Genomic DNA, 21,209 nt, shown 5'->3' with positions numbered 1-21,209 from the left:
CTTATAATCCCTTTTTTTAGCAACAAAAAAGGCACTGATTTTCTCAGTGCCTTTTAATGTATTTTAAAGTTGTTTACTAAGGGTTGATTGTCCAAGAAACATAGTAGATAGATCCTATGTTACCTGTTCCAACTGCTTGAAAATATTCATCCCCAAGAAGGTTGGACCCTCCTGCTTTGAAAACTGATTTTATGCTTGGAACGGAATAGTTGATTTGAGCATCCAACACGGTATATGCCGGAACATCTCCATCTGCGAAAGATGCTTCCCAAAAGAAACTATCGCTCCATCTATAATTTACATTAAACCCAAAGTTTTCAAAAAGTGCTGTGTTTCCAAAAGAAGCCTTCACTTTATGCTTTGGCGTATTAAAGTTGGTTCTGAAATCAGGAAATCTGGCTTCATCAAAATCCAATTCAGCATAGGTATAATTAACCCCTAGGTCAAAATTCCCCAAGACCTTGGTATCCACCCCAATAGTTCCACCATAAGAATTGATATCGCTTTCAGAGTTTGTATACGTTTGATAAGCTTGTCTATCGCCGTTTTGTAAAGCTAACAATGATAATCCACCATCACCGGCTGTACCATAAAATGGAACAAATACCGTTACATTGGCAATAAAGTTTTTATACCTATTATAATAACCGCTTAAATCTATTGTGAATTTTCCAATTTGCCCCCTATATCCCGCCTCAAAAGCAGTAATCTCTTCAGGCTCAATTATAGACGTATTAACTGCTTCAGGTGCTCCTGCTAAAACTGAACTTAGCGAGTATGCATTTTCGTAAGCAGCCCTGCCAACAATATCAACCGTTTCTTGTCCAATTAAGTCTTGACCACTTTGGCTAACATCAAATGTTCTTACGTCTTTATCTAAATTGGATGGTGCAGATCCTACCAAAATTGCCGACCCAGCATTTAACCCAATAAACAAATCTTGGGTTGTAGGATTCCTAAATCCTTGCTGCGCAGAAACTCTAAAGTTGTGATTTCTTCGTTCACCAGCTGTATAGGCTAAAGAAAGTCTTGGTGACAAAAAGCCATCGAAAAACTCGTTTTTATCGTAACGAGCAGAACCGGTAAACTTAAATCTATCATCGAAAAACTTCTTTTGAAGTTGCGCATATGCACCATATTCATTGTACTTAATTGGCCCATCAGAATCCGTAAATATAGTGCCTCCTGAATTTAGCTCGTATTCTCTAAAAGAGCCACCTATTTGAACATCCGCCCAATCATCTATGAGGTGTGCTAAATTGTAGTTTCCGTTTGCATGGCGGAATTTAGTATTATCTATAAATTTAGATCCAGTAGTTAAATCCCCATCTGTAGTAACAGAATTAAAAGCACTTTGAAACCCTGGAGTACCTGGCACCAACCTACCTGTATCTGCTGCTTGTCTTGCCGCCGCATGTGCTGCGGTCGAAGCCTGTTCCCTTGAAAGACCTCCTTGTTGTATACCTCCTAAGAAAGTGGGTATGTAGGTTTGGGCATATTCTGTGAACCACTGTGTATCTCCTTTCCATCTTCTGTTTACATTAATAGCTGTAAAACGCGTGTCATAGGAATCACCAGAGTTTTCTGTTGTGATATATCCTCTAAGGAAGAAATTCTTATTTCTGAATTCAATTTTATGTTGCTGAAGAATAAAGTTTTTTACAGAATACCTATTTGCTCCTTGATAAATCGTGTTACCACGACCCACACGACCATTATAGATAATCTCAAAATCGTTAGCAAAAGGTCTGTAAAAAATAGAGAAATCTGTTTTCACACTTTGTGCGTCATAATCCACCAAATCGCTTTCTGCGTAACCTGTTCTGGAAACATTGGCCGCACCAACAGTTCCAGTTGGCAATCCAGCTGCTGCATCAAAGTTCAATAATGTAGTTACCTCATCCCCATAAATATTAAGACCATTATAATTTGGATCAGTTCTATCTGCTCCAAGATTTCCTAAATCTGTAGTGTTTACTGCATGCCAATCCTCACCTTTTAAAAAAGATAAATTTGCTTTTACAGCCAGTTTGTCGCTAAACGCATGGGCCACTCTAATCCCAAAATCATAGTAGTTGTTATCTCCTGCAGCATCCTGTGATGTTAGACCTGTTTTTCCATAAGCGCTAATCCCTTGAAAATCAAAAGGACTTTTACTTTGCATGAACAAGATACCATTGAACGCACCTGCACCATATAATGCAGATGAAGCTCCTGGAAGAATCTCTACACTTTGTACTTCCAGTTCAGACATACCAACCAAGTTCCCTAAAACAAAGTTTAGTCCTGGTGCAGAGTTGTCCATACCATCTACAAGTTGCAAAAATCTGTTGTTGGCAAATGTGGCAAACCCTCTAGTGTTTATGGATTGGAACGTTAAACTGTTGGTATTGATATCAACTCCTTTTAAGTTTTGTAAACCACCATAGAAGGATTCAGCCGTTGTATTCTTGATTTCCTTTAACCCAAATCTTTCAACCGAAACAGGGGATTCAAAAATACGTTCTGGAGTTCTTGAGGCTGAGATTACAATTTCATCCAAAAGCGTTGATGCCTCACTTAACGTTACAGAAAGCGTCTGATTATTAGAGGTGACCTGCAGTATTAAGTCTGAAAATCCTATACTCGTAAAACGGAGTGAAAAAGGGGGTTGTTCCGAGGTATTAAAAGTGAAGTTTCCATCGAAATCTGTAGTAGTTCCTTCAGCCTTTCCAACCAACACTACATTGGCTCCCGGAATAGGTTCATTGTTTTCATCAACTACCGTTCCCTGTACTGTTGTCTGCGCATAAGAGATAACACCAAACAGCATGAGGGAAATGATTATTAGTCTTCTCATTAGCTTTGAATTAGAGTTAAATTAGTTATTAAGTATCTGTTAAGTATTGGAGGGGGAAGATACATTTTTTTTCATTTGATTTCTACAAAATTGAAAAAAATTATGCATGCATAATACTTTTTTGCTAAAAAAAACATGTTTTGACTACGTTTTTAACAAAAAAAGGCGCTGTAACCAGTGCCTTTATTACATTTTTATGATTTTATAAAGTTACTCTACAGTAACCGATTTTGCTAAATTTCTGGGCTGATCCACGTTACAACCTCTCATTACGGCTATATGATAGGATAGCAATTGCAATGGTATTGTTGTAAGCAAGGGCGTAAGACTTTCTGAGGTCTCAGGGACTTCAACCACATGGTCCGCCAATTCCTTAACAGTTTTATCTCCTTCTGTAACTATCGCTATGATTTTACCGCTCCTTGATTTTATTTCCTGAATATTGCTAACCACTTTTTCGTAATGTCCTTTTTTGGTAGCAATAACAATTACCGGCATTTGTTCATCGATCAAAGCAATTGGACCGTGCTTCATTTCTGCCGCAGGATATCCTTCTGCATGGATGTAACTAATTTCTTTAAGTTTTAAAGCTCCTTCTAATGCTACTGGGAAATTGTACCCTCTACCTAGATACAGACAATTAGTAGAGTCTTTATATATTTCTGAAATCTGTTCTACGATTTCGTTAGATTGCAATGTTCTTTCCACCTTCGCTGGAATACTTTCCAATTCGGTTAGAAATTCATGGTATTTAGATTCTGAAAAGATTCCTTTTTCATTAGCTAGTTTCAAGGCAATTAGAGTAAGCACTGTAATTTGTGTTGTAAAAGCTTTTGTAGAAGCTACTCCAATTTCCGGCCCAGCATGTGTATAAGCTCCAGCGTGTGTTTCTCTTGCTATAGAGGACCCTACTACATTACAAACCCCAAAAACAAAGGCTCCTTTTTCTTTTGCCAGTTTAATGGCCGCCAAAGTATCAGCGGTTTCTCCTGATTGTGATATTGCTATTAAAATGTCGTTTTCTGTTATGACGGGATTTCTATAACGGAACTCCGAAGCGTATTCCACCTCAACAGGAATTCTTGCCAAGTCTTCAAAAATGTACTCTGCAACCAATCCAGCATGCCATGAAGTACCGCAAGCAACAATTATTATTCTATTAGCATTTAAGAATTTTTCAAGATTTTGGTCAATCCCCGCCATCTTAACGATACCTTGGTCTGCCAAAAGTCTTCCTCTATACGTGTCCAAAATCGCCCTTGGCTGTTCATAGATCTCCTTAAGCATAAAATGATCGTAGCCTCCTTTTTCTATCTCTTCAAGATTCATTTGAAGTTCCAGAATGTTAGGATAAGCAATTGCATCATCCTTGATTTTTCGCAATTTAATTTCCTTCCCAATACGGATTATGGCCATTTCTTCATCCTCTAAATACACCGCATTGTTTGTGAACTCTATAAATGGAGAAGCATCCGAAGCAATAAAGTATTCATTTTCACCAATTCCTATAGCTAAAGGGCTACCCAATTTGGCAACCACTATTTCATCTGGTTTATTCTTATCGAACACCGCAATTGCATAGGCACCAACTACTTGGTTAAGTGCTATCTGCACCGCTTTACCAAGTTTAACCCCTTCTTTCTTCTTGATTTCTTCAATAAGGTTCACCAGAACCTCCGTATCTGTATCGGACTCAAAAGAATATCCGCGGGCTATAAGTGCTTTTTTTATGGACTCGTAATTCTCTATAATTCCATTGTGAATAATAACCAAATCACCAGAACTTGAATAATGGGGGTGGGAATTTATATCGTTTGGAACACCATGTGTTGCCCACCTGGTATGTCCAAGGCCTAACTTTCCGTTTATGGAAATTGTAGCTTCAGATTTCTTTCTAAGGTCATCAACTTTTCCTTTTGTCTTGGAGAGGTGTGTGTTCTCGCCGTCATATAAAACAATCCCCGCGCTATCGTAACCACGATATTCCAGTCGTTGCAAGCCTTTCATTATTATGGGATAAGCATCCCTATGACCAATATATCCAACTATTCCACACATAAAAAAATCTTAAAAAATTAATTTAAAAACGCAAAGTTAAAATCTATGGGGGAAAGTTAGCAATTCTATATGCTGTATAACCAAAAAACTCTTTAAAAGGTATTTATCTAATTGGCTTCGGTATATAGAATTTCGAGTTTTAATTTTTTATCCATGTTCGAATCTTCTACTTCACTTCCAAAAAGAACGGTTCCCAATGGATTTACCGTCGACATAATTGGCATGTTCAACTCCTCTCCTATATCCATACCCATTGCTTCGGTTACGTTGGCTATAAAAATATTGGAAGTTACCGTTAAGGCCAATTTGGCATTTGTAGAGTCCCTTATGATAATATTGTTGATATGATCAGTTATTCTTATCGTATATTTTACACCTTTCCCACTTTCCTTTTCAAGGATTCCATCATAGTTTAAAAAGGTACGTAAAGACTCATTGGTAAAATCGTCAGTGGTACGATTTTCTGTCAGAGCATTATAAATAGGTTGGCTTGTTTCCTCATTATATAGGTACAGTCTTATAGGCTCTTCACCATCCATTCCAGAAAAAGCTTCATTATCTACATAAAAAACCAAGTTGGCCTCATTAATGATCCAATTATTAGCTTTTATCTCATCGATAAAGTTTTGCCCTCGAACTTGACTGTCCTCATCCTCTCCAAAAAGCCTTATCTCGGCTATTGCGCCAGGGCCTCCTTTCACATATATTCTTGAAGCATTTTCGCCATTGCCCAAAGCATTGGTTATTTCTGCAGGAAAAGGATTATCTGTTAATGTATTTACAGCATTGCCGATAAGCGCTCCATTATTGTTTAAAAGAAGGTTTAGAACATAATCCCTTTCCACGGTTTCCACCTCTTCCTCTGTTGCGTTATAATCTTGAAAATTGTACGTAATTGTAATGTTCGCCTGTGATAGATCCAACAAAAACATTAGCTCTTCCATATCTGTTCCAGAAATGTGGATTCCCCTGAAATAGTCATTAAAATTTGCTTGGCTAAGTAATTCCGACTGTCCTTCTTTATCCAAAATCTCTTGGAAAAATGCGGTGTTCAATGGAATACGCAGACCTGGATTGAGTCTAGTTTCAACCTGCAGAGATTCATCAACATCTTCCGTTTCTGGATCATCCTCTGAAAAAACCAACATTTCTTCATTGCTAAATTCAATCGCTCCCTCTTCATTTACATCTGAATCAAAAAACACGTCAGATACAAAACTTGAAAAGTCCTGATTAGAAAAATACTGTTGAGCCTCTTCAAAATTTGCGTTAGGATCTAAATCTCTAAGAAAAAATGTAGAGCGGAAAACCTTTAATTTAACAGACCCTTCTATTATGGGGTCCATGGAATTTGCAGGTGTTGGTAAACCATAAATACTGTCCAAATCAAACCTTTTTGGAAAGGTATTGGGAACAAAATCATCCTCAGTACCATCTTCAGAGTCATCTAAAGGATTAGATCCTATGATACGCTCATCATTGTCCGTTACTCCATCTCCATCAGTATCTGAACTAGGGTCAGCGGGATCAGCATCAAATTGATCATCAACCCCATCACCATCAGCGTCCCTAAACGTAGCGCTTGCACGTTGAAAAGGCAAAAACAAATAGACCTCTGTAACCGTTTCGTTTTCTGGGATAGTGGAATCAACATCGTCTGTGTCAGCACCATCTTCAGTAGCCTGGGAGGAATCTCCAAATGTTGGGTTTGGTTGTCCTGCCGCAAAGGTTATTTGCGATATAATACTACCTGTCCTACTTCCATAAACAGGGTCGTTATATGTTCCTAATTGATATAAGGGCAAGCGATTGGTCTGTACCGCTGTTACTCCTTTATTAAAGGCAAAAACATCAAATACCTCTTTACCTGTTGTAAATGGTTCTCCCGCTACCACTCCTTCTCCAATAGTACCCAATTGTTCTTCTTCACAAGAAGTCGCTACTACAAACAAGGCCCCAACCAAAGCTGAAACTTTAACAATCCTAAAAAATTTCATGCAACTTATTTTAAAACTTCTGTTTTATAGAAATTTGTGTATGCATCCTCCGCCTCTTGAAGAGAAACGTAGGGCAGTACCGGTTTGGAAAGATTTGCAATATGATTCTTCAGGTCATCGGAAATCTCCTCCGAGGCTAAAATAACCGCATCAGAATAATCTACTGCAACTTTTAACAAATTATTATAGTCGGGTGCGGAAAGTGAAGAAATATTTTCCTTTGGAATACCATCAAAAGCTATCTTATTCATCATTTCATTATCCAACTCTCCATCATAACCTTTATCATAAACAGATGTCACAATTTTACTGTCTGCAAACAAGGGTTCATCAGCATAATACTTTCTAAGATATAATGGAAGTAATGATGCCATCCATCCATGAACATGTATAATGTCTGGGGACCAATTTAACTTTTTAACAGTTTCAACCACTCCTTTTGCAAAGAAAATTGCTCGCTCGTCATTGTCTGGAAACAGGTTTCCATCAGCATCCTCAAAAGTTGCTTTTCTTTTAAAGTATTCTTCGTTGTCAATAAAATAAACTTGTATCCGTTCCTTTGGAATTGATGCCACTTTTATAATAAGGGGCATATCCATATCATTGATAACCAAATTCATTCCTGACAAACGAATCACCTCATGTAATTGATGTCTTCTTTCATTAATGTTGCCATATCTAGGCATAAAAATACGTATCTGACCCCCGTTACTGTTGACCATTCTTGGTGCTTCGTAAGACATTAAGGAAACTGGATTCTCTGGGAGGTAAGGCACTAATTCGGAAGATACAAACAATATCTTTTTACCATTCATAAACACTTTCTTTTTCTTATCTGAAAAACGTAGCTGCAAAAATACAAAAATTATGCTGATTAGCAGTATTTATAGTATTTTTGCACGCTTTTGAACTACTCTATGCGTGTATTTGACCAAAAAAAGGAACTAACCTCTTTCTTACAAAAAGAAATTGCCGAAAAACGTACCATTGGTTTAGTCCCTACAATGGGCGCTTTACATCAAGGTCATATTTCGCTTGTAAAAACAGCTCTTGCGGAGAATGATTTGGTTGTGGTAAGCATTTTCGTGAATCCAACACAGTTTGACAAAAAGGATGATCTGGAGAAATATCCAAAAAAAATAGAGCAAGATCTTGATTTACTAAGTAGTGTTTCACAACAGATTGTTGTTTTCTCTCCTTCCGCTGATGAAATTTACGGAAATAACATAAAATCGCAGGCCTATCAATTTGATGGATTAGATAAGGTCATGGAAGGTGAGTTTAGAGAGGGGCACTTTGATGGTGTTGGAACCATAGTAGAATTATTTCTTAAGACTGTTTCTCCAAATAGGGCCTATTTTGGAGAGAAAGATTTTCAACAGTTACAGATCATAAAAAAAATGGTGGAATCCAAAAAACTACCATATCAAATTATTGGTTGCCCAATAGAGCGTGAACCCAACGGATTGGCAATGAGTTCTCGTAACGAGCGCTTATCAAAAAAGGTAAGGCAAGAAGCAAGTTTTATATACAATGTACTACTAACTGCCAAGACCAAATTTGGCACGGAAAGTGCATATAACATTTTGGAATGGGTTAAGGCCCAGTTTGAGAAAAATGCTTTTTTAAAGTTGGAGTATTTTGAAATTGCTGATGAAGACACACTTACTCCAATACTTAAAAAACAGGCAAACACAAAATATAGGGCGTTCATAGCCGTTTACGCAAATGGTGTTCGCTTAATAGACAATCTAAGATTGAATTAATTAATTTTGCGCTATGCAAGTACAAGTTGTAAAATCCAAAATTCACAGGGTAAAAGTTACCGGAGCAGACCTTAATTATATTGGCAGTATAACCATTGACGAAGATGTAATGGATGCAGCCAACATTGTTAGGGGCGAAAAAGTGCAAATTGTGAACAATAATAACGGTGAACGATTAGAGACTTATGCCATTCCCGGACCTAGAGGGTCAGGTGAACTTACCCTGAATGGTGCTGCTGCTCGCAAAGTTGCCGTAGGTGATGTGTTAATACTTATAACCTATGCGTGGATGGGTATTGAAGAAGCAAAAGCGTTTAATCCAGCATTGGTTTTCCCGAACGAAGAGACCAACCTTTTGAACTAATTTTGAGCAGTTCTCTAAAAAAAATTCTTAAAATAGCGATTCCAATCCTTATTGGAGCGGGGCTTGTTTTTTACTCCTTTTCCTCCACCTCACCAGAGGACCGGGGGAAGATTCTTGAATCTATCCAAAACGCAAACCTGGTTTGGGTTTTTTTATCAATATTTATCGGCATTCTTAGCCATATTTCCAGGGCAATTCGTTGGAACTATCTTTTAGCTCCCCTAGGACATAAACCAAAACTTATTAATAACGTCCTTATTATCTTAATAAGCTATTTTGCTAATACCTTAGTTCTTAGATCTGGTGAGTTTTTAAGGGCTACTGCTTTAAACACTTATGAAAATGTACCCTTTGAAAAAGGCTTTGGCACCATTGTCACCGAAAGAATCATTGATGTAATAATGCTCTTGTTGGTTATTGCGGCAGCCCTTCTTTTTCAAACAGATGTCATATTGGGAATTCTTCAAGAAAATGGGATAGGACTTGTAGGTTCTTTGTTGCTATTACTAGTTGGAGTAATTGGACTTTACATCGCTATACGTCTTATTAAAAAATCAACTTCAAAATTTGCCATTAAGGTCAAAACGTTTCTTAACGGTCTTTTAGATGGTGTTCTTAGTATTTTTAAAATGAAGAATAAGGGCGCTTTTATCTTTCACACCTTCTTTATTTGGGCATGTTATATCAGCATGTTTTGGGTCATTAAATTTACCGTCCCAGAAACCACCAATCTTCCACTGGGGGCGTTTCTTGTAGCATTTGTTGCAGGCGCGTTTGCCATGGCGGCAACAAATGGCGGATTAGGGCTTTTTCCAATAGTTGTCACCGCAGCACTATCCGTATATGGGGTAAGTAAAACTTCTGGAGATGCCTATGGCTGGATTATGTGGACGGCCCAAACACTTATGGTGGTTGTTTTTGGCACAATATCCTTTATTGTGTTACCGTTATTGAATAGAAATCGGTAAACCCCTACCACTTTAAAACTTGACCAAATGAAAAGATGTCTATTTCTATTAATAGGCCTACTATGTTTTAATCTTGGCGCACAGGTAAAAAAAGAGATTTTTGAATCCTTCAAGCTTCAAGAAAGAAGAGGGGTGTCCTATTATTTTCCAGAAGACTATTCCGAAGAGAAAAAATATCCATTGATCGTTGTCTTGGATGCTGAGTATCTTTTTGATATTGTCGTGGCCAACGCTAAATTTTACAGCAGACACCATAGAATGCCAGAAGCCATTATTGTTGGTGTTGACCAGGCCGAGAATGATATCCGTTGGGAGGATTGTGATTTTGAACAGACCACTGGCCTGCCTACCGAAAAAGGTGCGAAATTTTATGAATTTCTTGGAACAGAACTAATCCCCTATCTAGAAACAAATTATAACATTGCCCCGTTTAAAATGTTTGCCGGTTATGACATAACCGCAAACTTTGGCAACTACTTCCTTTTTAAGGACAAATCACTTTTTAACTCTTACCTATCTATTTCACCTGTCTTGGCAACAGAAATGGAAAGCAGAGTTCCCTCACGTCTATCCGATCTGAACCAAGAGATTTTTTACAATATCATTTTAGAAAAAGAAAAAACAGAGGATAGGCAGCGAATACTTCAAATGAACAACGCAATCAAATCAATAGATAAGGAAACACTGCATTACTTTTTTGATGAATATAACAACGCCGACCATGTCTCTATTGCTGCATATGGTATAAGTAAGGCTTTTGATAACGTTTTCAAAATATTTAGACCCATAAGCCCCAAGGAATATAAAACTGAAATTCTTACTTCCAATGAGCCAGTTTTCAAGTATCTGGAAGACAGGTACAATATGATTGAAAATCTCCTGGGCTTTAAAAAACCAGTAGAACTTAATGACATCATGGCAATTTATGCTGCATGTTTGAAAAAAGAAGATGTGGAATCCTTAAAACCATTGGCAGAGCTTTGCAAAAAACAATTCCCGGACACCATGCTCGGATTCTATTTTGAAGGAGAATACTACGAGGAATTGGGTGAACCCAAAAAAGCATTCAAGACATTTGAAAAAGCATTTCAAATGGAAGAAATTGATTTCTTGACCAAGGATATGGCACTTGAAAAAATAGACGCCCTTAAGGCGGACTTTGGTTACTAAATTCATCAGTTTTTAGCAATAGGTATTCTACAAACAATCCATCAAAATCAATATCTTTAGCCAAAACCAAAAAGGTTAATGGCTAAAACCAAAACAGCTTTCTTTTGTCAAAATTGTGGTTCTCAATATCCTAAATGGATTGGCCAATGTTCATCTTGCAAACAATGGAACACCATTGTGGAAGAAGTAGTGCAAAAAGATGAGAAAAAAGGCTGGAAAAGCAGTTCTAGTTCAGCAAAGAAGGCCGCAACACCTTTGCGGATCTCCGAAATAACCAATGAAAAGGAAACTAGGCTAGATACCCAAGACCAGGAATTCAATCGGGTTTTGGGCGGAGGACTTGTACCCGGTTCTTTAACCTTACTTGGAGGTGAGCCTGGCATTGGAAAAAGCACCTTACTCCTTCAAATAGCACTTAAGTTAGCATACAAAACCCTATATGTGTCTGGCGAGGAAAGTCAGAAGCAAATAAAAATGCGCGCAGACCGCATTCATCCCAATAGCGAAAATTGTTTTATCCTTACTGAAACCAAAACACAGAACATATTTCAACAAATAGCTGCCTTAGAACCAGATATAGTTGTTATTGACTCTATCCAAACGCTGCATACTGATTACATTGAGTCAGCGGCCGGAAGTATTTCACAAATAAGGGAAAGCACGGCAGAGCTTATCAAATTTGCCAAGGAAAGCAGTACTCCAGTGATTTTGGTAGGTCATATTACTAAAGACGGCACAATAGCAGGGCCTAAAATATTGGAGCATATGGTAGATACGGTACTTCAGTTTGAAGGTGATCGCAATTACGTATACCGGATTCTTCGTTCGCTTAAAAACAGGTTTGGTTCCACGGCAGAACTGGGTATTTACGAAATGCAAGGAAGCGGGCTGCGAGAGGTAAATAATCCATCCGAAGTACTCATTTCAAAAAATGAAGAGGACTTAAGCGGAACTGCAATTGCTGCCACAGTCGAAGGAATGAGGCCTTTGCTAATAGAAATCCAAGCCTTGGTAAGTACCGCCGTTTACGGCACTCCACAACGTTCTGCAACAGGGTTCAACGCCAAACGATTGAACATGCTTTTGGCAGTTCTTGAAAAAAGAGCAGGCTTCAAATTAGCTGCAAAGGATGTTTTTCTAAATATTACCGGAGGAATTTCTGTTGACGACCCAGCTATTGATCTCGCCGTTTTAGCTGCAATTTTATCAAGCAATGCTGATATCCCTATTGAAAAAGGGACATGCTTTGCTGCAGAAGTAGGCTTGGCGGGAGAAATAAGACCTGTACAGCGAGTAGACCAACGCATTCTAGAAGCTGAAAAACTGGGCTTTACCAAAATCTACGTTTCCAAAAGCAATAAAATTGGCCTTAAAAACACTTCCATTCAGGTGCAACTTGTATCCAAAATTGAAGACGTGGTCAGTTCACTATTCTAATACCAACTAGTTTTCTAAATCTTATCTTTTTATATTTAGAAAACCATCTTTGTGAAAGTTTCGCCCTATTGCTTCATTTTAATCGGTATAATTTTTATCAATTGTGCCAAAACTTCCGATCATCCAAGTAACAAGGAATACCACAATACTTGGCAACATTATCTTGGTGATCCTGAAAGATCGCACTACTCAACCTTAAATGAAATTGATACTCTCAATGTAAATGACCTTCAGTTGGTTTGGAAATATAAAAGTGGAGGCATACAAGAAGGCAGGACCACTCAAATTCAAACCAATCCACTAATTGTCGATGAAGTTCTTTATGGGGTAAACGCAGCTATTGAATTGTTTGCCATTAATGCGGGAACAGGTAAGGAAATTTGGAGGTTCAATGCTTCATCAAAAGACAATTCTGGTTTAGGGGTTAATAGAGGTCTGGTTTTTTGGAAATCTGAAAAAGACGAAAAAAGCCGCATTTTTTTTACTTCTGGTTTCAAGTTGTTTGCAATAGATATTGAAAATGGCAGGCCTATTTCCTCCTTCGGAAATAAGGGTAGTATTGATTTAAGGGAGGGTCTTGGAAGGAATCCTGAACAATTATCTGTAGTTTCAAACACACCAGGGGCTATCTATAAAAATCTATTGATTCAGGGAACTAGAGTTGGTGAAGGTCCTGGTTCTTCCCCAGGGCACATAAGAGCATACAATGTCCTAACCGGAGAAATTGAATGGACATTTCATACCATACCCCAACCTGATGAATTTGGTTACGAAACATGGCCCAAAGATGCTTATAAAACTGTTGGGGGAGCCAATAGCTGGGCTGGAATGGCAATGGATACGGAAAGAGGGATTGTCTATATTCCCACCGGATCTGCGGCATTTGATTGGTATGGGGGCGATCGCACTGGATCAAACCTGTTTGCCAATTCCTTGTTGGCACTAAATGCAAAAACGGGTGAGCGAATTTGGCACTTTCAAATGGTACATCATGATATGTGGGATAGAGATTTACCTGCACCTCCCAATTTATTCACCATAAAAAGAGATGGAAAAGATATTCCTGCCGCAGCTCAAGTAACAAAAAGTGGGCATGTATTTGTATTTAATCGATTAACAGGAAAGCCACTATTCCCCATTGAAGAAAAAAAATATCCTAGTTCAAAATTGATTAGAGAACAAGCTTTTGCGACACAACCTTTGCCACTTAAACCAAAACCTTTTGCAAGGCAAATTCTTACTGCAGATAATTTATATGATCCTAACAGAAAAGCTTTTGTGGACGATTTGGTGGACAAGACCGAAAAATACGATGCTCCCACTGTACTGGAAAAATTCAACTCAATCACGTCACAAGGCCAATTTATTCCCATTGATACAACTGGAGTAGTCCTGTATCCCGGCGCAGATGGAGGTGCTGAATGGGGAGGTGCCGCTTTGGACCCTACTACCGGTGTTATGTATGTGAATTCAAATGAAATGGCGTGGATTATAAAGATGAAAGCTCTTGGTCCCAATGGCAAAAACCAACAGAGTTTAGGCGAATCGCTAACACAAATACATTGCGCGCGCTGCCACGGGGGAGAACTTCAAGGATTGACCGGAATTCCAGAACTTAAAAATGTAAAACTGAGATTAAGCATTGATTCCATTAAAACGATCATATTAACCGGGAAAGGTGCCATGCCGGCAATGCCGAACCTTGCGGAAGAAGAAATAAATGAAATAACCCATTTTTTAACCAAGCTCGAAAAAGAAACAGACCACAGAGCAGATAAAATAATCTTAGATGTTCCTTACGCCCTCTCTGGGTTCGGGCGCTTTAAGGATGATAGAGGGTTTCCAGTGGTTAAACCGCCTTGGGGAACATTAAATGCCATAGACCTAAACACTGGGGAATACCTTTGGAAAGTTCCTTTGGGCCATGAAAAAAAACTAAATGACCCTAACGTTCCTGTTTCTGGAATCGAAAATTATGGTGGCCCCGTAATAACCGAAGGAGGGGTTTTGTTTATTGCAGCCACAAAAGATGAAAAAATTCGTGCTTTTAACATGAAAACAGGAACCTTGTTATGGCAAGATAATTTACCTGCAGGGGGTTATGCCACTCCAGCCACATATGAGGTTGATGGCAGACAATATTTGGTCATCGCATGTGGAGGCGGTAAAATGGGAACCCACTCTGGAGACGAATACAGAGCGTATGCCTTAGAGCAGATGAATTAAGGCGCTGGATTTGGAATTTCATTATGGATATCCTCAATTCCTTTTAAGATCTCATCTGAAAGTTCCACATCTATACTCCCAATGTTTTCCTTCAACTGCTCCATTGTTGTTGCACCAATTATATTACTGGTCACAAAAGGTCTCGAATTTACAAAAGCCAAAGCCATTTGCGCAAGGCTCAGCCCATTGTCTATGGCCAATTGGTTGTACTTTTCGGTTGCTAAATTTGAAGTGTCGCCACTATATCTGTTATAATTGGGGAAAAGCGTTACTCTTCCTTTTCTAGGTTTGTTGCCTCCCAAATATTTTCCGCTCAAAACTCCAAAGCCAAGGGGTGAATATGGCAACAACCCAATATTTTCACGCATTGAAACCTCAGAAAGCCCAACTTCAAAAAGTCGGTTTAGCAGATTATATGGGTTTTGTATGGTCAACATTCTTGGCAAACTTCTATGCACCTTGCTTTCTTCTAAAAATCGCATCGCTCCCCATGGGGTTTCATTGGAAATGCCAACATGCCTAATTTTCCCTTCAGAAATCAAATCTCGTAAGGTTTCCAAAATTTGGTGGATATTATCTTCCCATCCATCCAAGGCGTGGGCATTATACCCTCTTTGACCAAAATAGTTGGTGTTCCGCTCTGGCCAATGCAGCTGATAAAGATCTATATAATCTGTTTGTAATCTTTCTAGGCTTCCTTCAACGGCCTTAATGATAGATTCTTTGCTAAATCCAGTTGTTCTGATAAATTTGGTGTAATCACCTCTTCCGGCAATTTTTGATGCCAAGACCACCTTTTCCCTGTTTCCTGTCTTTTTAAACCAATTTCCAATAAACTCTTCGGTTACCGCATAGAGCTCTTTTTTAGCGGGCACGGGATAAAGTTCAGCAGTATCGAAGAAGTTAATTCCTTGTTCAAGAGCATAATCCATTTGCTCATGACCTTCAACCTCGGTATTCTGTCTTCCCCATGTCATGGTTCCCAAACAGATTTTACTCACCTTAATATCGGTATGTGGAAGTCTAGTGTATTTCATTTAGCAATTTTTAAGACTGGCAAAAGTACTCAATCCATACTTTTTCAGTTTAAACAAATGTTATTTTTCTACTTCTAAAAGGATTGGGCAATGATCGCTATGCTTTGCATCAGAAAGTATTACCGAGCGCTTGAGTCTATCTTCTAGGGAAGAACTTACCATTCCATAATCCAAACGCCAGCCCTTGTTATTGGCCCTAGAATTTGCCCTATAACTCCACCAAGTATAATTATGTGGGTCTTTGTTGAAATGCCTAAAACTGTCAATAAAACCACTATCCATAAAATTGCCTATCCATTCTCGTTCCACAGGTAAAAACCCCGATACATTTTTGTTGCGAACAGGATCATGAATATCAATCGCTTCATGGCAAATGTTGTAATCTCCGCAGACAATTAAGTTAGGATTTTTTTTGCGAATCGTATCCGCATACTTTTGAAAATCTGCCATATAGGTGAGCTTAAACTCCAAACGGTCCATGTTGGTGCCGGATGGAAGATACATGCTCATAACCGATAAATCCCCAAAATCCGCTCTCACATTTCGCCCTTCAAAATCCATATAATCTATTCCCGTACCGTATTCCACATGATCAGGTTCCTCCTTGCAAAGTAATGCTACCCCACTGTATCCTTTTTTCTGTGCACTGAACCAATAATGATGTTTGTAGCCCGCAGCCTCAAACAAAGACACATCTACCTGTTCTTTCATGGCTTTGGTTTCCTGTAAGCAAACCACATCTGGACCCACAGCTTGTAACCAGTCTATAAACCCTTTGTTCAAAGCTGCTCTAATTCCATTTACATTATATGATACAATCTTCATCACTAAAATTTTTCTAAAAATAACCATTGTGTTCCGCTCTTTAAAATTGAACTATCTGACCGACATGTTTTAAATTTGATTTTTGGAACGCTAATTGATTATTCTTGTTGGATTTAATACTGTTGTCATGAAAAAATTATTGTTTTTGGGCCTTTTACTTTCCAGTTGCTTTATAGCTGCTCAGGCTTACCCAACATTTAGCAACAACAATGAGATAAAGTTTAATGCCGGGCTTTTTATAGCCACCAGCACCGTAGAAGGTTCTTACGAATACTATCTAAGTGAAGACACTAGTTTTGGAGGAACGGTTTATTTTGATAATGATGCCACGGACTATAATGGGGATTTTGGAATTGGAGCAAACTTTAGAGCTTATTTTGGCTACCAACCCCGTAGTGGTTTTTTTGCTGAAGCCTTTGGCCTATATTACACTGGTGAAGACAATGAAGCAAGAGATCCTTTGGCATTCAGGGATAACGAGTATAGTACAGTAGCATTGGGTCTGGGCTTGGGGAACAAGTGGGCAACCCGAAGTGAAAAATTCACCTTAGAAATTCATGGTGGGTTTGGTAGAAATGTCAACCCCGAAGATTTTCAGGATACATTTATGTACCGGGCTGGATTATCAGTGGGCTTCAGGTTTTAATCCTTAATTTTAAAGCCTAACTTTTAATTGATGACAGCCTTATTATTAATTGATATTCAACTAGGTTTACAAGAAGTGGATTATTACGGAGAAGAACGCAGCAATCCACAAGCAGAAACCAATTGTAAAAAAATTTTGAAAGCTTTCCGAGCAAAAAATTGGCCTAGATTTCATATTCAACATTGTTCCACAAATTCGGAATCCCCTTTACATCCAACTAAAAAAGGAAATACTTTCAACCCCCTTGTGAAGCCTAAGGAAGGTGAACCCGTCATAAAGAAAAATGTAAACAGTGCTTTTATCGGTACAGATTTGGAATCCCAACTAAAAGAGAGAAAAATTACAGATGTGGTCATTGTGGGCCTAACAACGGAACACTGTGTTTCTACCTCAACCCGAATGGCATCCAATCTGGGCTTTAATACTACTTTGATTTCTGATGCCACTGCTTCTTTCAATAAAATTGGCGTTGCAGGAGAACAATATAGTGCAGACGTAATTCACAATATTGCATTGACCAATCTTAAAGATGAATTTGCAACAATAAAGGATACCGCATCCTTTTTGAAGGAACTAGATAATTAGTCGCTATTTTTATAATTTATTTCTGTTATCCAAACATCATTTTATGCTTCGTTATGCGATTGTTTTCACTTTTTGTTTCATTATGAATGTCTCCAATAATCTAGCTCAAGAAAAGCCCCTTAAAATTGGCGTTGCTGGTCTTACTCATACCCATGTGCATTGGATTTTGGGTAGGGAAGATATTGGTGATATCGAAATTGTGGGAATGGTTGAGCCTAACCGAGATTTGGCAGAACGTTACTCAAAACAATATGGCTATTCCATGGATTTGGTCTATAACACTTTAGAAGAAATGGTAGCCGCTACAAAACCAGAGGCGGTTACTGCTTTTGGAACCATCTATGATCATCTAGAAGTGGTAAAAACCTGTGCTCCAAAAGGTATTCATGTAATGGTGGAAAAGCCATTGGCGGTAAGTTTACAACATGCCAAGCAAATGAAGGCTCTTGCCGAAAAACATAACATTCATTTACTTACCAACTATGAAACCACTTGGTATCCCACTAATCATAGAGCAAAAGAATTATTGGACCAAGGAAAAGTTGGGGATTTAAGAAAGGTCATTGTGAGAGATGGCCATCGTGGACCTGCCAAATTAGGAATCAATAGTGAATTCTTGGATTGGTTGCTGGACCCAAAAGATAACGGAGGAGGAGCTATCATGGATTTTGGGTGCTATGGCGCTAACTTAATGACCTGGCTCAAAAAAGGGGAAAAACCAAACACGGTCACAGCCGTAACCCAACAACTACAGGTCCAAAATAACCCTAAAGTAGATGATGATGCGACCATTATTCTAACATATGACGATTCTCAAGCAATTTTAGAGCCTTCTTGGAACTGGCCCATGGGAAGAAAAGACATGGAAATTTATGGATTAACCGGAGCTATTTATGCTGATAACCGCAATGCACTGCGTATTCGCATGGCCGAAGGATATGATGGTTACAACGAAGAGCAATTCACCCTTGAAGAAAGACAAGCTCCAATGAACGATCCTTTTTCCGTTTTAGCCGCAGTGGTAAAAAATAAAATTACACTTCCGCCCAACAATCTCTCTTCTTTGGAAAACAATATGGTGGTGATGGAAATTTTGGATGCCGCAAGAGAAAGCGCCAAAAAAGGAAAAACAATTAGATTAAAAAAATAACTTCTTCTTTTAAACATTATCCCATAAGTTATATGAAAGGGCCTTTTTCAATTTTAATATTACTGTTTACCATGCAACTTGTTGCTCAGGAGAACAAAAAAGATTCTATTACACAATTGGATGAAATTGTTCTCATTGAAGATGTAATTGCTAAAAAAGCAACGGGAATTACCGCTTCTTCTGCTATTGGCCCTACTACTTTTGAAAAATTCAATCCAATAGATATTGCTTCTGCCATGAATCAGGTGGCTGGAGTTTATATTCTCTCTGGAGCATTGAATACGAATCGCATTACTATCAGAGGTGTGGGTGCTCGTACTCCCTTCGGAACAGATAAGCTTAGGTTATACTTCAATGGTATTCCTGTAACCAATGGTACGGGGTCATCCACAATCGAAGCTTTCGATTTTGAAAACCTTGGAGCTATTGAAGTCATTAAAGGACCCAAAGCCACATCCTTTGGAGCCAATTTGGGTGGAACCATTTTACTGGACACCAAAAATCCTCAAGGTGATGAAACCAAACTGGCCAATAATTTTACTATAGGCTCTTATGGCATGTTAAAAGAGAATCTTTCCTTTCAACATTCTAATCAAAATCTTGATTTAACCTTTAGTTACAATCATTTTGAGACCAATGGGTATAGACAAAACAACAGTTTTGATCGTGATGGACTTTTATTGAATACCAACTTAAAAATGAACTCCAAAAGCAGTTTGGGGCTGTTGATCAACTATATAGATTACACCGCACAGATACCCAGTTCCCTTAACCAAACTGATTTTGATGAAGATCCAACCCGAGCTGCTGGCAATTGGTTGGCAGCACAAGGTTTTGAAGCAAATAAGTATACTTTGGCAGGAATATCCTACTCCTATGAATTTGGTCAGAACCTAAAGAATACTACCAGCATATTTTATTCCTATTTAGACCATTATGAACCTAGACCATTTAATATTCTGGATGAGTTCACCAACGGTTTTGGACTGCGTAGCCAATTTGAAGGAAATTTGGGCAATGCCCAATACACCTTTGGTGGGGAACTTTATAAAGATGAATACCATTGGGGCACTTTTCAAAACCTGTTTCGTGATAATAATGGAAACGGAAGTTTACAGGGTGAGCGATTAAGTAGAAATCGTGAGTTTAGAAGACAACTCAATCTTTTTGGTACGCTTACCTATACCCTTTCCCCCATGCTTTCAGCTCAAATAGGATTAAACCTTAACAATACAAACTATAATTTCCAAGACCTGTTCAATCAAGGAGCAGAAAATACTTCTGCCGAACGTGACTTCAATACTATTCTTTTGCCCAGTTTGGGACTGCAATACTTATTTGCAAATGGAAAACTGTATGCCAATATAAGCCGAGGTTTTTCCAATCCAAGTTTAGAAGAAACCTTGACCCCAGATGGTGTAATCAATCCAGATATTGCTCAAGAAACTGGAACTAATTATGAGTTGGGTGCCTATGTAGCTCTTTTAAAAAAGAAGTTCTCAATTAATATTACGGCGTTTAGGATGAACATTAATAATTTGTTAGTGGCTCAAAGGACGGGCGAAGATCAGTTTATTGGCAGAAATGCTGGTGAGACTCGACATCAAGGCATAGAGATGGACATCAAATATGCACATAGGCTTTCACCAAAGATGGTACTCTCCCCCTATTTGAGTTATACCCTAAGTGACCATAGTTTTGTTGATTTTGTAGATGGTGAAAACGATTTTTCCGGAAACCCCTTAACGGGAGTACCTAAAAATAGAATCAGTTCTGGGGTAGACTTGCTCCATACCAATGGCTTACAACTGAATTTGACCCACCAGTTTGTGGACAAGATTCCGCTTACAGATGCCAACACCTTGGATAGTGACTCTTTTAACATCTTTAATGCTAAACTCGCATACCAAGCTGCACTATCTCCTCATTTTTCTCTTGGATTAAATGTTGGGGCAAACAATTTGTTTGATGCCAATTATGCCCAGAGTGTATTGATCAATGCTGTTGGTTTTGGGGGTGCTCTTCCACGTTATTTTTACCCAGGTAATGACAGAAATTTTTATGGAGGGGTTAGAGTTGGGTATCTTTTCTAAATTCGGCCACATTTTCACTATACTTAATAGCGCTACTTTTCATTTAAA

16 protein-coding genes are annotated in these 21,209 nt (G+C 38.5%); 10 read left to right on the top strand and 6 right to left on the bottom strand.

Annotated elements, in window-relative coordinates; all coding sequences use genetic code 11:
• Positions 1–76: 76 nt before the first annotated feature.
• The 4 genes from DKG77_RS04730 to DKG77_RS04715 all read right to left on the bottom strand — a co-directional run bounded on the left by DKG77_RS04730 (position 77) and on the right by DKG77_RS04715 (position 7,709).
• Positions 77–2,839: a TonB-dependent receptor gene (locus DKG77_RS04730; RefSeq protein WP_109660677.1), complete on the bottom strand. Its 2,763-nt coding sequence runs from the start codon at positions 2,837–2,839 to the stop codon at positions 77–79.
• A 210-nt stretch (positions 2,840–3,049) separates the two neighbouring features.
• Entirely contained in the window at positions 3,050–4,897 is a 1,848-nt protein-coding gene (gene glmS / locus DKG77_RS04725) for a glutamine--fructose-6-phosphate transaminase (isomerizing) (RefSeq protein ID WP_109660674.1), read from the bottom strand.
• 107 nt (positions 4,898–5,004) lie between these two features.
• The gene (locus DKG77_RS04720) at positions 5,005–6,894 is read right to left on the bottom strand and encodes a DUF4270 family protein (RefSeq protein ID WP_109660673.1); all 1,890 of its coding nucleotides are present in this window, start codon (positions 6,892–6,894) and stop codon (positions 5,005–5,007) included.
• A 5-nt stretch (positions 6,895–6,899) separates the two neighbouring features.
• Positions 6,900–7,709, bottom strand: coding sequence for a glycogen/starch synthase (locus DKG77_RS04715; protein WP_109660671.1), 810 nt, complete (start codon positions 7,707–7,709; stop codon positions 6,900–6,902).
• Positions 7,710–7,811: 102 nt separating this feature from the next.
• Between DKG77_RS04715 and panC the strand changes: the two genes are divergently transcribed.
• The 6 genes from panC to DKG77_RS04685 all read left to right on the top strand — a co-directional run bounded on the left by panC (position 7,812) and on the right by DKG77_RS04685 (position 14,825).
• Positions 7,812–8,660, top strand: a complete 849-nt coding sequence (panC, locus tag DKG77_RS04710; RefSeq protein ID WP_109660669.1) for a pantoate--beta-alanine ligase — start codon at positions 7,812–7,814, stop codon at positions 8,658–8,660.
• A gap of 13 nt (positions 8,661–8,673) precedes the next feature.
• On the top strand, positions 8,674–9,024 hold the full coding sequence (gene panD, locus DKG77_RS04705; protein WP_109660667.1) for an aspartate 1-decarboxylase: 351 nt from the start codon (positions 8,674–8,676) through the stop codon (positions 9,022–9,024).
• A 2-nt stretch (positions 9,025–9,026) separates the two neighbouring features.
• Positions 9,027–9,992 carry a lysylphosphatidylglycerol synthase transmembrane domain-containing protein gene (locus tag DKG77_RS04700; RefSeq protein ID WP_109660665.1) on the top strand — a complete coding sequence of 322 codons (966 nt, stop codon included), beginning with the start codon at positions 9,027–9,029 and terminating at the stop codon, positions 9,990–9,992.
• 27 nt (positions 9,993–10,019) lie between these two features.
• Positions 10,020–11,162 (top strand): alpha/beta hydrolase, encoded by a 1,143-nt coding sequence (locus DKG77_RS04695; RefSeq protein ID WP_109660663.1) that lies wholly within the window; start codon positions 10,020–10,022, stop codon positions 11,160–11,162.
• Between the two features lie 78 nt (positions 11,163–11,240).
• Positions 11,241–12,599 carry a DNA repair protein RadA gene (gene radA, locus DKG77_RS04690; RefSeq protein ID WP_109660661.1) on the top strand — a complete coding sequence of 453 codons (1,359 nt, stop codon included), beginning with the start codon at positions 11,241–11,243 and terminating at the stop codon, positions 12,597–12,599.
• Between the two features lie 51 nt (positions 12,600–12,650).
• Positions 12,651–14,825, top strand: a complete 2,175-nt coding sequence (locus DKG77_RS04685) for an outer membrane protein assembly factor BamB family protein (RefSeq protein ID WP_243414840.1) — start codon at positions 12,651–12,653, stop codon at positions 14,823–14,825.
• On the opposite strand, the gene DKG77_RS04680 is transcribed toward DKG77_RS04685, so the two are convergent.
• Both DKG77_RS04680 and DKG77_RS04675 read right to left on the bottom strand, forming a co-directional pair.
• Positions 14,822–15,862: an aldo/keto reductase gene (locus DKG77_RS04680; RefSeq protein ID WP_109660659.1), complete on the bottom strand. Its 1,041-nt coding sequence runs from the start codon at positions 15,860–15,862 to the stop codon at positions 14,822–14,824. The genes DKG77_RS04685 and DKG77_RS04680 overlap by 4 nt on opposite strands.
• Positions 15,863–15,922: 60 nt before the next feature.
• Positions 15,923–16,687 (bottom strand): exodeoxyribonuclease III, encoded by a 765-nt coding sequence (locus DKG77_RS04675; RefSeq protein WP_109661441.1) that lies wholly within the window; start codon positions 16,685–16,687, stop codon positions 15,923–15,925.
• Between the two features lie 127 nt (positions 16,688–16,814).
• On the opposite strand from DKG77_RS04675, the gene DKG77_RS04670 reads away from it, so the two are divergent.
• From DKG77_RS04670 to DKG77_RS04655, 4 genes are all read left to right on the top strand, one after another.
• Complete coding sequence (locus tag DKG77_RS04670; protein ID WP_109661440.1) at positions 16,815–17,333, top strand: hypothetical protein; 519 nt, start codon at positions 16,815–16,817, stop codon at positions 17,331–17,333.
• 30 nt (positions 17,334–17,363) lie between these two features.
• Positions 17,364–17,918: a cysteine hydrolase family protein gene (locus DKG77_RS04665; RefSeq protein WP_109660657.1), complete on the top strand. Its 555-nt coding sequence runs from the start codon at positions 17,364–17,366 to the stop codon at positions 17,916–17,918.
• Positions 17,919–17,961: 43 nt separating this feature from the next.
• Positions 17,962–19,068, top strand: coding sequence for a Gfo/Idh/MocA family protein (locus tag DKG77_RS04660; RefSeq protein ID WP_109660655.1), 1,107 nt, complete (start codon positions 17,962–17,964; stop codon positions 19,066–19,068).
• 71 nt (positions 19,069–19,139) lie between these two features.
• A complete protein-coding gene (locus tag DKG77_RS04655) occupies positions 19,140–21,161 on the top strand; it encodes a TonB-dependent receptor family protein (protein WP_243414837.1) in 2,022 nt (673 codons plus the stop codon).
• The last annotated feature ends 48 nt before the right edge of the window (positions 21,162–21,209 follow it).

Source organism: Flagellimonas aquimarina (genome assembly GCF_003149745.1).
Classification (GTDB): Bacteria; Bacteroidota; Bacteroidia; order Flavobacteriales; family Flavobacteriaceae; genus Flagellimonas; species Flagellimonas aquimarina.
The sequence above is the reverse complement of the archived record's forward strand: the minus strand, read 5'-3'. Positions and strand labels throughout refer to the sequence as shown.

Coding starts and splice junctions, on each gene's coding strand:
- radA (WP_109660661.1), top strand. CDS start 11,241: ATGGCTAAAACCAAAACAGCTTTCTTTTGTCAAAATTGTGGTTCTCAA.
- DKG77_RS04730 (WP_109660677.1), bottom strand. CDS start 2,839: ATGAGAAGACTAATAATCATTTCCCTCATGCTGTTTGGTGTTATCTCT.
- DKG77_RS04655 (WP_243414837.1), top strand. CDS start 19,140: ATGCAACTTGTTGCTCAGGAGAACAAAAAAGATTCTATTACACAATTG.
- DKG77_RS04660 (WP_109660655.1), top strand. CDS start 17,962: ATGCTTCGTTATGCGATTGTTTTCACTTTTTGTTTCATTATGAATGTC.
- DKG77_RS04695 (WP_109660663.1), top strand. CDS start 10,020: ATGAAAAGATGTCTATTTCTATTAATAGGCCTACTATGTTTTAATCTT.
- DKG77_RS04670 (WP_109661440.1), top strand. CDS start 16,815: ATGAAAAAATTATTGTTTTTGGGCCTTTTACTTTCCAGTTGCTTTATA.
- glmS (WP_109660674.1), bottom strand. CDS start 4,897: ATGTGTGGAATAGTTGGATATATTGGTCATAGGGATGCTTATCCCATA.
- DKG77_RS04680 (WP_109660659.1), bottom strand. CDS start 15,862: ATGAAATACACTAGACTTCCACATACCGATATTAAGGTGAGTAAAATC.
- panC (WP_109660669.1), top strand. CDS start 7,812: ATGCGTGTATTTGACCAAAAAAAGGAACTAACCTCTTTCTTACAAAAA.
- DKG77_RS04715 (WP_109660671.1), bottom strand. CDS start 7,709: ATGAATGGTAAAAAGATATTGTTTGTATCTTCCGAATTAGTGCCTTAC.
- DKG77_RS04665 (WP_109660657.1), top strand. CDS start 17,364: ATGACAGCCTTATTATTAATTGATATTCAACTAGGTTTACAAGAAGTG.
- panD (WP_109660667.1), top strand. CDS start 8,674: ATGCAAGTACAAGTTGTAAAATCCAAAATTCACAGGGTAAAAGTTACC.
- DKG77_RS04675 (WP_109661441.1), bottom strand. CDS start 16,687: ATGAAGATTGTATCATATAATGTAAATGGAATTAGAGCAGCTTTGAAC.
- DKG77_RS04720 (WP_109660673.1), bottom strand. CDS start 6,894: ATGAAATTTTTTAGGATTGTTAAAGTTTCAGCTTTGGTTGGGGCCTTG.